General features: G+C 69.1%; 11 protein-coding genes. 4 read left to right on the forward strand and 7 right to left on the reverse strand.

Features of this window, described 5'->3' with window-relative positions; translation table 11 throughout:
• Positions 1 to 104: 104 nt before the first annotated feature.
• Both D0C15_RS28265 and glpK read left to right on the forward strand, forming a co-directional pair.
• Positions 105 to 854 (forward strand): MIP/aquaporin family protein, encoded by a 750-nt coding sequence (locus tag D0C15_RS28265; RefSeq protein WP_116051167.1) that lies wholly within the window; start codon positions 105 to 107, stop codon positions 852 to 854.
• Between the two features lie 27 nt (positions 855 to 881).
• Positions 882 to 2,396 (forward strand): glycerol kinase GlpK, encoded by a 1,515-nt coding sequence (gene glpK, locus D0C15_RS28270; protein WP_116051168.1) that lies wholly within the window; start codon positions 882 to 884, stop codon positions 2,394 to 2,396.
• Between the two features lie 63 nt (positions 2,397 to 2,459).
• On the opposite strand, the gene D0C15_RS28275 is transcribed toward glpK, so the two are convergent.
• Positions 2,460 to 3,860: an NAD(P)H-quinone dehydrogenase gene (locus tag D0C15_RS28275; protein WP_116051169.1), complete on the reverse strand. Its 1,401-nt coding sequence runs from the start codon at positions 3,858 to 3,860 to the stop codon at positions 2,460 to 2,462.
• A 124-nt stretch (positions 3,861 to 3,984) separates the two neighbouring features.
• Here D0C15_RS28275 and D0C15_RS28280 point away from each other — a divergent pair, with 124 nt between their 5' ends.
• Positions 3,985 to 4,437, forward strand: a complete 453-nt coding sequence (locus D0C15_RS28280; protein WP_211323352.1) for a gamma-glutamylcyclotransferase — start codon at positions 3,985 to 3,987, stop codon at positions 4,435 to 4,437.
• A 107-nt stretch (positions 4,438 to 4,544) separates the two neighbouring features.
• On the opposite strand, the gene D0C15_RS28285 is transcribed toward D0C15_RS28280, so the two are convergent.
• From D0C15_RS28285 to D0C15_RS28310, 6 genes are all read right to left on the reverse strand, one after another.
• Positions 4,545 to 5,441, reverse strand: a complete 897-nt coding sequence (locus D0C15_RS28285; protein WP_116051170.1) for a DUF559 domain-containing protein — start codon at positions 5,439 to 5,441, stop codon at positions 4,545 to 4,547.
• Positions 5,442 to 5,659: 218 nt separating this feature from the next.
• Positions 5,660 to 6,964: a M20 family metallopeptidase gene (locus D0C15_RS28290; protein WP_116051171.1), complete on the reverse strand. Its 1,305-nt coding sequence runs from the start codon at positions 6,962 to 6,964 to the stop codon at positions 5,660 to 5,662.
• Between the two features lie 216 nt (positions 6,965 to 7,180).
• On the reverse strand, positions 7,181 to 7,585 hold the full coding sequence (locus tag D0C15_RS28295; RefSeq protein WP_245976328.1) for a hypothetical protein: 405 nt from the start codon (positions 7,583 to 7,585) through the stop codon (positions 7,181 to 7,183).
• A complete protein-coding gene (gene meaB / locus D0C15_RS28300) occupies positions 7,575 to 8,576 on the reverse strand; it encodes a methylmalonyl Co-A mutase-associated GTPase MeaB (protein ID WP_116051172.1) in 1,002 nt (333 codons plus the stop codon). Before meaB ends, D0C15_RS28295 begins: the two co-directional genes overlap by 11 nt.
• 6 nt (positions 8,577 to 8,582) lie before the next feature.
• Complete coding sequence (gene scpA, locus D0C15_RS28305) at positions 8,583 to 10,766, reverse strand: methylmalonyl-CoA mutase (RefSeq protein ID WP_116051173.1); 2,184 nt, start codon at positions 10,764 to 10,766, stop codon at positions 8,583 to 8,585.
• Positions 10,763 to 12,664, reverse strand: coding sequence for a methylmalonyl-CoA mutase family protein (locus D0C15_RS28310; protein WP_116051174.1), 1,902 nt, complete (start codon positions 12,662 to 12,664; stop codon positions 10,763 to 10,765). Before D0C15_RS28310 ends, scpA begins: the two co-directional genes overlap by 4 nt.
• A 210-nt stretch (positions 12,665 to 12,874) precedes the next feature.
• Here D0C15_RS28310 and D0C15_RS28315 point away from each other — a divergent pair, with 210 nt between their 5' ends.
• Positions 12,875 to 14,569 (forward strand): serine/threonine-protein kinase, encoded by a 1,695-nt coding sequence (locus D0C15_RS28315; RefSeq protein ID WP_281270737.1) that lies wholly within the window; start codon positions 12,875 to 12,877, stop codon positions 14,567 to 14,569.
• Positions 14,570 to 14,801 lie beyond the last annotated feature (232 nt).

Here is a 14,801-nt window from a genome sequence, read left to right on the forward strand (position 1 = left end):
GGAATGATCGCCATGAACGCAGTAGCGTGCGGTGATCGTGGATCGGCTACGGCGCCGCAGTCTGCCGGGCCGGTCCGCACAGGAGTGATCGACTGGGAGGGCCAATGAGTGCGGGTTCGATTTTCATCTGGGAGATGCTCGGCACCTCGGTGCTCGTGCTGCTCGGTACCGCGGTGGTCGCCAACAACACGCTACGCAAGACCATCGGCAACGGCGCCGGCTTCCTCTTCATCACCTTCGGCTGGGCCTTCGCGGTCTTCGCCGGCGCGAGCCTCGCCGCGCCGAGCGGAGCGCACATCAACCCGGCGGTGACTCTCGGCCTCGCGATCAGCGGGCAGACGGAGTGGGCCGATGTGCCGATCTACTTCGCCGGTCAGATGGTCGGTGGCGTGCTAGGTGCGGTCCTCTGCTGGGCCACCTACAAACTGCAGTTCGACGACCATCCTGAGCCCGGGCTGACGCTGGGCATCTTCTCCACGGCGCCGACGATCCGCAAGCCCGCGTGGAACCTGGTCACCGAGATCATCGGCACCTTCGTGCTGGTCGCCTGGATCCTGCTCACCCCGGTGTACGAACCGGCCGTCAACGGCGAGGTCCCCACGTTCGGGAACTCGGCGCTGGGCTACGCGGGCGTCGCGTTCGTCGTCCTCGTGATCGGTACCTCGCTTGGTGGCCCCACCGGCTACGCGATCAACCCGGCGCGCGACCTCGGCCCACGAATCGCCTACGCGTTCATCCTGCCCATCAAGGGCAAGGGGAAAGCGGACTGGAGCTACTCCTGGGTGCCGGTCGTCGGACCGCTGGTCGGTGCCGCGCTGGCCGCGCTGATGTTCCTCGTCCTGCCCACAGCCTGACCCGTATCTCGCCCGAAAGGGAGCCTTATGACTTCGTACGTTGCCGCGATCGACCAGGGCACGACCTCGACCCGCACCATGATCTTCGACCACTCCGGCAGGGTGATGGCCGTCGACCAGCGGGAGCACGAACAGATCTTCCCGCAGGCTGGCTGGGTCGAGCACGACGCCGAGGAGATCTGGTCCAACACCCGCGCGGTCGCAGCGGGAGCCATCGCCAAGGCCGATCTGCACACCACCGACCTCGTCGCGGTGGGGATCACGAACCAGCGCGAGACCACCGTGGTCTGGGACCGCAAGACCGGTAAGCCGGTGTACAACGCGATCGTCTGGCAGGACACGCGGACCGACCGGATCGTCACCGAACTCGGCGCGCTCGGCGGTGGCCAGGAGCGTTACCGCGAGAAGACCGGGCTGCCACTGGCCACCTACTTCTCCGGCCCGAAGATCAAGTGGATTCTGGACAATGTGGACGGTGTGCGCAAGCGCGCCGAAGCAGGCGAACTGCTGTTCGGCAACATGGACACCTGGGTGTTGTGGAACATGACCGGCGGCCCGGACGGCGGTATCCACGTCACCGACCCGACCAACGCTTCCCGCACGCTGCTGATGGATCTGGACACCCTCAGCTGGGACGAGGGCATCGCAGCGGACATGGGCATCCCGATGTCGATGCTCCCGGAGATCCGCTCGTCCTCTGAGGAGTACGGCAAGGTACGGGCGAAGGGTGCGCTGGCCGGTGTGCCGATCGCGGGCATTCTCGGTGACCAGCAGGCCGCGACGTTCGGGCAGGCGTGCCTGTCCCCCGGCGAGGCGAAGAACACCTACGGCACCGGCAACTTCGTGCTGCTCAACACCGGCACGGAGAAGGTGCTGTCGAACAACGGGCTGCTCACCACGGTCTGCTACAAAATCGGCTCCAACGACACGGTCTACGCACTCGAGGGTGCGATCGCGGTCACCGGTTCACTGGTGCAGTGGCTGCGGGACAACCTCGGCATGATCGGCTCGGCGGCCGAGATCGAGGAACACGCCCGTACGGTCGATGACAACGGCGGCGCCTACTTCGTGCCGGCCTTCTCCGGGTTGTTCGCACCGTACTGGCGCTCCGACGCCCGTGGCGCGATCGTCGGCCTCACCCGGTTCATCAACAAGGGCCACCTCGCCCGTGCCGTGCTGGAGGCGACGGCGTTCCAGACACGCGAAGTGATCGACGCGATGAACGCCGACTCGGGCGTGCCGCTCAAATCGCTTAAGGCCGACGGCGGGATGGTCGTCAACGAGCTGCTGATGCAGTTCCAGGCCGACATCCTCGGCGTCCCGGTGATCCGGCCGGTGGTGAACGAGACCACCGCCCTCGGTGCCGCCTACGCCGCGGGACTGGCCGTCGGGTTCTGGGCCAGCGAGGAGGACATCCGCAGCAACTGGGCCAAGGACAAGCAGTGGGACCCGGCGATGGATTCCGACCGTCGCGCGAAGGAGTACCGCAACTGGAAGAAGGCCGTCACCAAGACCTTCGACTGGGTCGACGACGAGGACTGACCGTCGCACTTTCCCGGGAAAGCGCGCCGCTTCGCGCGGGGCACTTTCCCGGGAAAGTGCGCCTCAGTCCAGGTCGTCGTGGCGCATGAGCTGGCGTCCGGCCTCGGTGATCGAGCCGGACAGCGACGGGTAGACCGCGAAGGTCAGCGCCAGGTGCTCGACGGTCAGCTGGTTCTGCACGGCGAGGGCGATCGGCAGGATCAGCTCGCTCGCCGTCGGTGCCACCACCACGCCACCGATGACCACGCCGGTCGCGGGCCGGCAGAACAGCTTCACGAAACCGTGCCGGAGGCCTTCCATCTTGCCCCTGGCGTTGGTCGCCAGCGGAAGCATGATCGTGCGGGCCGGGACCTCGCCGGAGTCGATCACCTGCTGGCCGATACCGACCGTGGCGATCTCCGGATGGGTGAAGACGTTCGCGGCCACGGTCTTGAGCTTGATCGGGGCCACGCCTTCGCCCAGCGCGTGCCACATCGCGATCCGGCCCTGCATGCTGGCGACCGAGGCGAGCATCATCAGGCCCGTGCAGTCGCCCGCCGCGTAGACGTTGGACACGCTGGTCCTGGACACGCGGTCGACGGAGATGAAGCCACCCGGCCCCGGTTCGATCCCGACTCGCTCCAGGCCGATGTCGTTGGTGTTCGGCACCGAGCCGACGGTCATCAGCGCATGGCTGGCCTCGATCACCCTGCCATCGGTGAGGTGGACCTCGACGCCCTTGTCGGTGCGTTCCACCCGATCGGCCCGCGCGTGCTTGGCCACGGTGGTCCCGTGCTGGGTGTAGACCTCCTCCAGCACGGCGGCGGCGTCGGCGTCCTCGTGTGGCAGCACCCGATCCCGGCTGGAGACGACGGTGACCTTGACACCCATCTCGGTGTAGGCGGAGGCGAACTCGGCGCCGGTGACGCCCGAGCCGATGACCGCGAGGTGCTCCGGCAGTTCGGGCAGGTCGTAGAGCTGGCGCCAGTCCAGGATCCGCTCGCCGTCGGGGACCGCACCGGGCAGCACCCTTGGGGTCGCGCCGGTGGCGACCAGCACGACGTCGGCGTCGAGCACCTGGTCGCCTGCGGGACCTGAGACGGCGACCTTGTGGGTGGCCAGGCCGGGCTCCTCGTCACAGAACCGGGCGGTGCCGTTGATGACCTTGACGCCCTCGCGCTGCACCCTGGCGCGAATGTCGGCCGACTGCGCGAGCGCGAGCCCCTTCACCCGGCCGTGCACGGTACGAAGGTCGATCGTCGTATCCGCGAGATCGGTGGAGATACCCAGTTCGCTCAGGCCGTGCATCCCGGCCCGCGCCCCTGACGAGGCGATGAAGGTCTTTGACGGGACACAGTCGTAGAGCACGCACGCGCCGCCGAGACCGTCCCGCTCCACTACGGTGACGTCCGCCCCGTGCTGCGCGGCGACCAGTGCTGCCTCGTAACCGGCAGGTCCACCGCCCATGATCACGATCCTGGTCACCTTGATTCCTCCTCCACAGGTTCGACGTCGCCCACCGTACGCGGACGACCGTTCGGCTCACCGGGGTGGCCACACCCCTGGAGTGCGTCCCATCGGGTGATCGATCGGCAGCTACGCTATGGCCGTGCCCTTGTATGCCGCGTACGGGTCCAACATGGAACCCGCCCAGATGATGGAGCGAGCCCCCCACTCGCCGATGGCTGGTACCGGCTGGCTGGAAGGCTGGCGACTGACCTTCGGTGGCGAGGATCTCGGCTGGGAGGGAGCGCTGGGCACCATCGTCGAGGATCCGGATTCCCGGGTGTTCGTGGTGCTCTACGACGTCACGTCGCTGGACGAGTCCGGGCTCGACCGCTGGGAAGGCGGCGAACTCGGCATCCACAACAAGATCAGGCTGCGGGTCCAGACCATGGAGGGATCCGTCCTGGCCTGGTTCTACGTCCTCGACGGCTACGAAGGCGGCCTCCCCTCCGCCCGCTACCTAGGCGTCCTCGCCGACGCCGCCGAGGCAGCGGGCGCCCCCGCCGACTACGTCGACGCCCTCCGCACCCGCCCCTGCCGAGGCATAGCCCCCTAACCCGACTTGGCAGTTCCCGAGCCCGAGTTGGCAGTTCCGGTGCCCGAGTTGGCAGTTCCAGGGCCCGACTTGGCAGTTCCAGGGCCCGACTTGGCAGTTCCGGGGTGTCACCTCATCCCCCGCGCGCGAAACGCGGCCTGGACCGCCGCGAGCAGTCGGCTGGAGTCGCGTAAATCGGCAGCGTCAGCCCTGACCACGATCCATCCTCGCCGCCGCAGATCGTCCTCCCTGGCCTGGTCCGCTGCCTTTCGTCCCTCGTGCGCCTCGTAACCGTCGTACTCCACGGCGACGCGTAGCTCGGGCCAGGCGAAATCGAGCCGGTAAACCTCTCTTCCCGAGACGTCGAGAATCCGGTATTGCTGCACCGGAACGGGGAGACCGCCGTCGAACAGGCTCAGCAGCGTCCAGCTCTCGGCAGGCGATTCGGCAAGCCCTGTGGCCAGCTCGAACAACGCGACGGCCTGACGGGAGCCGCGTGGATCCGGTCGCAGCACAACCCGTCTTTCGACAGCGGCCCGGAACCTCCCAAGGTCAGCTTCCGACTGCAGGGCCAGTGCTTGGTCCGCGCAGGCGATCCCGGTCCGTCGGTCGTCCCGGCACAGCACGTCGGCCAACGCCAGATCGAGTGCCTGAGTGCGCAGACCGTCCACCAAATCGATGTCCCTCGGGCCGAACGACCCGTGGTGCACCACCATCCCCGGCCGGTTGCGCAGACCACGACGGCAGGCGACGAGTACGTGTACCGGCGCGGCTCGGGCGGCGGTACAGCCGTGGAGGACCAATGCGCTCTGGCGGGCGAGGGCCGCTCCCTCCCCCGCCAACAGGAGGGCACCCGCGGCGCGGGTGCGGAAATCCGCCGCCCTGCGCGACTCGAGCAGCACACCCTTGGAGAACTTCGCGAACCGGCCATCGCGTACGGCCGCGCGCAGCGCCTCCTGCCCCATGAGCGTTTCGAGATCGGCACGCAGATACGCGCCGTGGAAGTCGGGACGTGAGATCAACATACGTCCAACATGACGCGTTGGAGCGCGTACCACCTAGCCCTGTTTTCCACGCCTGTGGATAACTCCACAGGCTGTGGATAACCCGCCGGTACCGCAGGTCAGCTCGTTACGACCCCCGTGGATAACTCATGGCACCGGGAACTGCCAACTCGGGGTCCCGGAACTGCCAACTCGGTCACCGGAACTGCAAAGTCGGGCCCTGGAACTGCAAAGTCGGGTTAGGCGAGGGCGGCCAGGGCTGTGTGGACCATGACTCGGGTGCCGGCGAGGAGTGCGCGCTCGTCTAGTTCGAAGGTGGGCTGGTGCAGATCGCGCATCGCGCCCTCGCCCGGCCAGACGCCGAGGCGGGCGAATGCGCCCGGCGCTTGCTGCAGGTACCAGCCGAAGTCCTCACCGCCGGAGGACTGCTCGGTGCCTGCGAGGGAGTCGTCGCCCAGTGCGGCTTCGACTCCGGCACGCAGCAGGTACGTACTGTCCGGGTCACACACCACCGGTGGCACGCCCCTGCGGTAGTCCAGTTCGAAACCGACACCGGTCGGCGCCAGCAGGGACTCCACCGACGCGGCCACCAGCGGCTCCAGCTCCGTCCACACGTCGTGGTCCGCGGTCCGCAGTGTGCCGCGCAGCAGGCCCTCCTGGGGGACCGCGTTCGCGGCCTCGCCAGCGTGCACCGCCCCCCACACCAGCACGGTGCCGGAGCGCGGGTCGACGCGGCGGGAGAGCACCGACGGCAGCGAGGTGATCACTGTGCCCAGCGCGTGCACCAGGTCGGCCGTCAGGTGCGGCCGGGAGGTGTGCCCGCCTGGGGAGGTCAGCCGCAGCTCGATCAGGTCGGCCGCGGAGGTGAGCGCACCCACCCTGGTGCCGACCCTGCCGACCGGCAGCCGCGGATCGCAGTGCAGGCCGAAGATCCGGTCGACACCCTCGAGCGCGCCGGCCGCGATCGCGTCGAGCGCGCCGCCGGGCATGACCTCCTCGGCCGGCTGGAAGATCAGCCGGACGCGGCCGGGCAGCTCCGGCGCCGTCGACAGCGCGAGGCCCGCGGCCAGCAGGATCGTGGTGTGGGCGTCGTGTCCACAGGCATGCGCGACACCGTCGACGGTGGACGAGTAGGGCAGCCCCGTCGCCTCGGTTAGCGGCAGCGCGTCCATGTCGCCGCGCAGCGCCACGCACACCGGGCCGGAGCCGATGTCACAGACCACGCCCGTGCCGCCTGGCAGGACCGTGGGCCGCAGGCCGACCGCCCGCAGTTTCCGCACGATGAGTTCGGTGGTGGCGTACTCGTGCCGGGCCAGTTCGGGGTTTGCGTGGATATGCCTGCGCCAGCCGACGACGTCGGCCGCGTTCGCCCGCAACCAGTCGTCGAGCCAGAACGGCCCTCGTCCCGCACCCACATCCTGCACAGAAGTCATGCTGACGCCGGATTCGGTGATCAGCGCGGTGGAACCCGTGGAATCCCCGGTCGAGCGAGACCTGCCGTCCGGCTCCCTGGGAACACCTGGCCGTGAATCGAGCACCGTCACGCCGCACCTCCGTTCGAGGCACCCACACCAAGCCGATCGAGCGCAGCGGCTACCGCAACATCGAACCTTCGCTGGGTGATGATTGTCGTACGCATTTGCAGAGAGTGTTGCACCAAACAGGTGATGCGTGGTGCGACCAGTCTACCTGGCGAGACAGCCGGTAGCGGGCGTGCGGCGAACGGCTAGACGGAATTCAGTCAGGCTGTAACGGGTCGCCTACTTGCTGTTCTTGGTCCGCTTCTTCCGCACGCTGCGACCCCACAGCACGATCACCAAGAGCACCGCGGCGATACCGCCGACGATCAGCTTGTTCTTCGTCTTCTCCGCGTTGGCCTGCTCACTTTCGGCAGGATCCAGCGTCGGCCCCGGCTCCGGAGTCGTGTCCTGGGTGAGCGCAGGATCGGCTGCGACGAACGGTGCTGCCGCGACGAACGGTTGCCCGCCGACCGGTTCGGCCAGCGCCACAGCACCACCCGCGCCCAGCGCCACCGCAAGTCCGAGCAGCGTGGCGAGCACCATGTCCCTGGCTCGGGTCACCATCATCGACACTCGGCCTCCGCCTCCCTCGCGAACACAGGACACCAGTCTGCCCTGCCGGATGCCACCCTGATCAGTCGCCACGCGGGTGATCACCGGTGAAGGCACCCAGAATCCGTTCGGCCGCCAGGGTGGCCGTCAGCTCACCCGCGCGCACCGCCCGCTCCACCTCCGGCACGACCGCCTTCACCTCGACGTGCGTCGCCAGCCTGCCGAGCAGCTGGTCACGGACCATCGCCCAGGTCCAGTCCACCTGCTGCCTGCTGCGCTTCTCCGCGAACTCCCCGGACTCACGCAGCGCATCGGCGTGCCGTTCGATCTGCTGCCACACGATGTCGAGGCCGACGTCGTTGAGCGCACTGCAGGTCAGTACCGGTGGCGTCCACTCCGCGTCCGGGCCGTAGATCATCCGCAACGCCCCGGACAGCTCCCGCGCCGCCCTGCGGGCCTCCCGCTCGTGCTCGCCGTCGGCCTTGTTCACCGTGATGACGTCGGCGAGTTCCAGTACGCCCTTCTTGATGCCCTGAAGCTGGTCTCCAGTACGGGCCAGGGTGAGGAACAGGAAGCAGTCGACCATGTTCGCGACGGTGACCTCGGACTGCCCGACGCCGACCGTTTCGACCAGCACGATGTCGTAGCCGGCCGCCTCCATCAGCACGATCGTCTCGCGCGTGGCCCTGGCCACCCCGCCGAGCGTGCCGGAGGTCGGCGAGGGCCGGATGAAGGCCGCCGGGTCCACCCCGAGCCGCGCCATCCTGGTCTTGTCCCCGAGGATGCTGCCGCCGGTCCGGGTGGAGGACGGGTCGACCGCGAGGACCGCGACGCGATGCCCCGCTCCGGTCAGATCGGTGCCCAGCTGGTCGATAAATGTCGACTTGCCGACACCGGGTACCCCGGTGATCCCCACCCGGTGCGATCCACCGGCGTGCGGCAGCAGCTCGACCAGCAATTCCTGGGCCCGCGCCTGGTGATCCGGCCTGCTCGACTCCACCAGCGTGATCGCCCTGGAGAGCATGCCCCGGTCCCCGGCCAGCACGCCCTTGGCGTACTCGGACACGTCGATCCCCCGTGCCACGCCCGCTCAGTCCCCCGCGTGTCGCGCTTCGAGCTGACGGAGCAGGTCGATCGCGGCGTCGGCGATCACCGTGCCCGGCCCGAAGATCGCCGCCGCACCCGCCTTGCGCAGGTCGTCGTAGTCCTGCGGCGGGATGACCCCGCCGACGACCACGACGATGTCGTCGCGCCCCAGCTCGGCCAGCTCACCACGCAACGCGGGAACGAGGGACAGGTGCCCCGCCGCGAGCGAGGACACGCCCACCACGTGCACGTCCGCTTCGACCGCCTGGCGCGCGACCTCGGCCGGGGTGGAGAACAGTGGCCCGACGTCCACGTCGAAGCCGATGTCGGCGAACGCCGTGGCGATCACCTTCTGGCCGCGGTCGTGGCCGTCCTGGCCCATCTTGGCCACGAGGATCCGGGGGCGCCTGCCCTCCTCCTCGGCGAACTTGGCCACCTGCTCGCGGGCCTGCTCCACGTTCTGGGACTTGCCGACCTCGTCGCGGTACACCCCGGAGATGGTACGAATCTGCCCGGAGTGGCGCCCCCATACGCTCTCCAGCGCGTCGGAGATCTCCCCGACCGTGGCCTTCGCCCGCGCCGCGTCGATGGCCAGTGCCAGCAGGTTGCCGTCGCCCCGCGCGCCCTCGGTCAGCCTGCGCAGCGCGTCCTGGGTGGTGTTCTCGTCGCGTTCCTCGCGCAGCCTGCGCAGCTTCTCCAGCTGCTGCGCGCGCACGTCGGCGTTGTCCACCCTGAGCACGTCGATCTGCTCGGCGGCGTCGTCGCCGGTGAGCTGGTACTTGTTCACCCCGATCACCGGCTGCCGTCCGGAGTCGATCCGCGCCTGGGTGCGGGCCGCCGCCTCCTCGATCCGCAGCTTCGGGATACCCGCGTCGATCGCGCGCGCCATGCCGCCCGCGGCCTCCACCTCACTGATGTGCGCCCACGCCTTACGCGCGAGGTCGTAGGTCAGCTTCTCGATGAACGCGCTGCCACCCCACGGGTCGATCACCCTCGTCGTGCCCGACTCCTGCTGCAGCATCAGCTGCGTGTTCCGGGCAATCCTGGCGGAGAAGTCGGTGGGCAGGGCCAGCGCCTCATCAAGGGCGTTGGTGTGCAAGGACTGCGTATGCCCCTGTGTCGCGGCCATCGCCTCGACACAGGTGCGGGTGACGTTGTTGTAGACGTCCTGCGCGGTCAGCGACCAGCCCGAGGTCTGGCAGTGCGTGCGCAGCGAAAGCGACTTGCTCGACGCCGGCTCGAACTGCTTGACCAGCTTGGCCCACAGCAGCCTCGCCGCCCGCAGCTTGGCGACCTCCATGAAGAAGTTCATCCCGATGGCCCAGAAGAACGACAGTCGCGGAGCGAACTTGTCGATGTCCAGTCCGCCTGCCAGGCCCGAACGGATGTACTCGACGCCGTCGGCGAGGGTGTAGGCCAGCTCCAGATCGGCGGTCGCTCCCGCCTCCTGCATGTGGTAGCCGGAGATGGAGATCGAGTTGAACCGGGGCATCCGCTGCGAGGTGTAGGTGAAGATGTCGGAGATGATCCGCATCGACGGCTGCGGCGGGTAGATGTAGGTGTTGCGGACCATGAACTCCTTGAGGATGTCGTTCTGGATGGTCCCCGCCAGCTGTTCCGGCTCGACCCCCTGCTCCTCGGCCGCCACCACGTAGAGCGCCATGACCGGTAGCACCGCACCGTTCATGGTCATCGACACGCTCATCTTGTCCAGCGGGATGCCGTCGAAGAGCTGACGCATGTCGTAGATGGAGTCGATCGCGACACCGGCCATGCCGACGTCACCGGCGACGCGCGGGTGATCGGAGTCGTAACCACGGTGGGTGGCCAGGTCGAAGGCGACCGACAGTCCTTTTTGGCCCGCTGCGAGATTGCGGCGATAGAACGCGTTGGACTCCTGCGCCGTGGAGAATCCGGCGTACTGGCGCACGGTCCACGGCTGGTTCACGTACATCGTCGGGTACGGACCGCGCAGGAACGGCGCGACGCCGGGATAGGTCTCCAGGAAGTCCACATCTGACAGATCATCACCGGTGTAGACCGGCTTGATGCCGATTCCTTCTGGGGTCTCCCAGGTGAGCGCGTCGTCCCCCTTGCCGGTGCTCGCGTGCAGGGCTTCCGCCCATTCGGAGCGGTCGGCGGGCTCCGGTGTGCCGAGGTCGATGTCGGCGAAATCGGGGATGCTCATGCTTGGACTCCCAGCGTGTTCAGGGTGCTGGTCAGAACGGCGAGCGCGTCGCACCCGGCGAACACGAACCCGTTGAGGTCGGGGTACTCCTCGGTTGGTTTACCTGCCAGCAGCACTGTTTCGGCTCCCGCCTCCCGTAGTGCGGCGGCGACCGGCTGGGCCTGCTCCGGATACGCCTTGTCGCTGCCACAGACACAGGCGACGGTGCTGCCGCTCTCCCGGAACGCCGCTACGACATCCTCGACGCCTGTGGTGGCCCCGGCCTGCACCGGTTCGACACCGCCGGCCTGGAAGAGGTTCGAAGCGAAAGACGCTCGCGCGGTGTGCGCTGCTACCGGGCCGAGCGTCGCGAGGAAGACCCGCGGCCGGGCACCAGCGGCGGCGAGGTGGGCGTCCGAGCGATCACGTAGCTCCTCGTACCCCTGGGCGTAACGAATCCTCGGCAGTCCGTCCGTTTCGGACACAGCGGGCGAGGGTTTCCGCTCCAGCGGCCGCTCGGCCAGGTTCGGAAACTCGCTCACACCGGTGATCGCGTCCTCGCGGGTGGCCAGCCGCCGCTGCCGGGTGGCCATCGTGGCGGCGAGCCGGTCGGCGAGGAAGCCGGAGTCCAGGGTGGACTCGATGCCGCCCTGGCGCTCGATCTCGGTGAACTCCCGCCAGGCCGCGCGAGCGAGCTCTTCGGTCAGATTCTCGACGTACCAGGATCCGCCAGCGGGATCGATCACTCCAGCCAGTTTGGACTCTTCCAGCAGAATCGCCTGTGTGTTGCGGGCGATGCGCCTGGCGAAGGAGTCGGACTGTCCCAGTGCGGCATCGAATGGCAGCACGGTGACCGCGTCCGCGCCGCCGACACCCGCGGCGAAACATGCGACGCAGCCACGCAGCAGGTTCACCCACGGGTCGCGCCGGGTGAGCATGGCCGTGGACGTCACGGCGTGCTGGCGCATGCCTCGGCTCGCGACTCCCGCACCCGACACCTCGGTGACCCTGGCCCAGAGCCTGCGGGCGGCACGCAACTTGGCGATGGTGAGGAACTGATCTGCCGTGGCCGCGAGCCGGAACTCCAACTGGCTCGCCGCCTGGTCCACGTCCAGTCCGGCAGCGGTGAGGGCGCGCAGATAGGCGACACCGGCGGCCACCGACGCGCCGAGTTCCTGCGCGTCGGACCCGCCTGCCTCGTGGAACGGCAACCCGTCCACGGCGATCGTGCGCAGCTTCGGGTGCTTGCCTGCCGTCCGGGCCGCCAGTTCCGCCGCGGGCGCGAGGTCATGGGCCTGACCGGTGCGAGCACGCAGGCCGATCGGGTCGGCACCGATATTGCCGCCGACCTCGCTGGCCGGGACCTTCCGCTCGGCGAAGACCTCCAGCAACGCGTCCGCGGCGGCGGCGTACTCGGCACCGGCATCGAGCACGACCGGCGCCAGGTCGACGTAGACCTCGTTCAGCGCATCCGCGAGGCGGTCGATCGGCACGCCGCCCGCCCCCGCGCGCAACCACAGGGACTGCACACCGCCGTGCAGATCGGCCAGTGCGGCTCGGTTGGCCGCGACCGGGTCGGGGTCCGCGACCAGCGCGCGGACCTCCCAGCCGGTGCCCACGTGCCCCTCGGGCCGGGCGCCACGCACGAACGGCGGCAACCCGGGCATTCCGGTGGGCGCGGCGGCGTCCTCGGCGGTGTACAGCGGCTGGATCTCGATGCCGTCGTAGGTCCGGCTGCTCAGCACGGACTCCGGAGCGTCGTGCAACCCCTCCGGCAGCGCACCGCTCTTGCGCAGCACGCCCGCCACCAGCTCCCGCCACTGCGCCTTGTCCGGCCGGTCGAACTCGGCCGCCAGGGCCAGCTCGTCGGGCTCCCGATCACTGGGCGGTGTCGCCTCGGCCACGTCGCTCGAAGTCATAACCCACGATGGTAGGGCTCAACGGGCCCGCCGACATGTGAGGCTGATCGCGGTTTGCCCTGCCCGCACCGCCGTCGGCGGTGGGGCCGAGCAGGCGATGGCGGCTACGCCACAATGGTCGGCGTGTCCACCTCCGGCAGCGGCACCGACAGCGAATCGGGACCGGCAGGTCCTCCCGAAGGGGAGCGCCTGGCCGGCGCCGAGCCGCGCGTGGTCGCAGGTCGGTACCGGTTGCACGCCGTGCTCGGCTCGGGCTCGATGGGCACCGTCTGGTCGGCCTACGACGAGTTCCTGCACCGTCCGGTCGCGGTGAAGGAGGTACGCCTGCCGCCAGGGGTCCCGCCCGCGCAAGCCGCGGAACTGCGCGAGCGGACGCTGCGCGAGGCCAGGGCGATCGCGGTGCTCTCGCACCCGAACGTGATCATCCTGCATGACGTCGCGAGGGAGAACGACGAGCCGTTCGTCGTCATGGAGCTGGTACCGGGCCGCAGCCTCGCCGGCCTGCTGCGAGCGCATGGTCCGCTGAGTGTGGCTCAGGCGGCGGCGGTCGGCGACGCGGTCGCGGCCGCACTCGAGGCCGCGCACACCGCGGGGATCACGCACCGCGACGTGAAGCCGGGCAACGTGCTGGTCGCCAAGGACGGGCGGATCAAGCTCAACGACTTCGGCATCGCCCGCAATGTCTCCGAGGCGACGATGACCCGCACGGGAATGATGCTCGGCTCACCCGCTTACATCGCGCCCGAGGTCGCCTCCGGCGGGGCGGTGACCCCGGGCGCCGACCTGTGGGGTCTCGGCGCGACGCTGTTCGCCGCCGTCGAGGGCAGGCCGCCCTACGACGCCGACGGTGATCCGTTGGAGACCGTGGGCCGGGTGGTGCACGGCGATGTTCCACCGCCGGCTCCCGGACCGCTCGCTCCGATGATCCAGGGTCTGATGGCCAAGGAACCGGGAGCGCGGATGCCGCTGCGCGAGGTCCGGCGGCGGCTGTATCCACTTCTCGCCCGGCCGCGCCACCTGCTGTTCGCGCCCGAACTGTTCGCCGATGCGGGTGCCTCGCCAGCACCGGACCGTGCGGACACCACGACCACGCAGGTCATCGCACCGGTCATGCCACGGCCCGCGCGGGCGGAGCCGGAAACGGTAACGGAAGACGAGCGGGCGGTGCTGGCCAGCGATCCCGGCCCGCTGCCCTTCGGTGCGGCGGCTTCGGCGGCCACCGCGGACAGCGGTGTTTCCGGCCGGGGCGTGCTGCGCGGAGTCGTACTCGTCGTACTCGCCGTGCTGCTGTTCATCGCGGCCGCTGTGGGCGGGTTCGCGCTGACCAGGGCCGTCGGGGCGCAGCCGCTCACGCCACCGCAGCGGCCCGCTCCCGAGTCCCCTGCCGCGCCGCCGCTGAGTGAGCTGGTGACCAGGCAGGGTGACGCGACGAGTGTGCGCGGCACCAACGACGGAATGTTCTCGGTGGACGTGCCGGAGGACTGGACGACGTCGGTCACTCAGCAACGGGGGAACGCACTGCCGCCGAGCACACTCGTGCAGTTCGTCTCCCCGGACGGCAGGCAGGCGCTGGACGTGCAGCGGTTCGACGGCCCGCTGTCTCCGGAGGAGTACGGCGCGACGCTGCGGGCGCAGTGGCCGCCGAGCGACTTCGTGCCCGGCGAGACGGAACGACTGTCCGAGCGGGACGGCCTGCTGCTCACCTACCGCACGGTCGAGACCCCTACGGCGGACAGTCCGGCACAGGACAGTGTCCGCTCGCTTAACCGCACCACGTTCGCGCAGGTCTTTCCCAGCGGGGCGAGCCTCTGGGTGGTGTCGGTCACCGTGCCGACCGACCAGGAGGGCACCGGCCGCACCGAACTCTTCGACCGGATGGCCCCGACCTTCCGCAGCACCTCCTAAGCGCCCTGCCGTCCCCGACTTTCCTTGGTATGTCTGCAAGTACCCCCAAGCAAGATCATTTCCGCAGATAACTACCACCAAGCGCCCCGGACGTCGGCGTCACTTGGTGGTAGTTAGCGGAGATGTTGACCTTGCTTGGGGGTACTTGCAGACGCCCCATCCTGGTGACGGGCGCGCGCAGGTGACCCGCTAAATCCCGTCAACGGGGCCGGTCAACGGGGCGGGAGGGGCG

Origin of the sequence: Amycolatopsis palatopharyngis (assembly GCF_003385185.1) — a bacterium.
Classification (GTDB): domain Bacteria; phylum Actinomycetota; class Actinomycetes; order Mycobacteriales; family Pseudonocardiaceae; genus Amycolatopsis; species Amycolatopsis palatopharyngis.

Excerpts from the sequence above, each read along its gene's own strand:
- D0C15_RS28265 (WP_116051167.1), top strand. The coding sequence starts at position 105 with ATGAGTGCGGGTTCGATTTTCATCTGGGAGATGCTCGGCACCTCGGTG.
- glpK (WP_116051168.1), top strand. The coding sequence starts at position 882 with ATGACTTCGTACGTTGCCGCGATCGACCAGGGCACGACCTCGACCCGC.
- D0C15_RS28285 (WP_116051170.1), bottom strand. The coding sequence starts at position 5,441 with ATGTTGATCTCACGTCCCGACTTCCACGGCGCGTATCTGCGTGCCGAT.
- scpA (WP_116051173.1), bottom strand. The coding sequence starts at position 10,766 with ATGAGCATCCCCGATTTCGCCGACATCGACCTCGGCACACCGGAGCCC.
- D0C15_RS28310 (WP_116051174.1), bottom strand. The coding sequence starts at position 12,664 with ATGACTTCGAGCGACGTGGCCGAGGCGACACCGCCCAGTGATCGGGAG.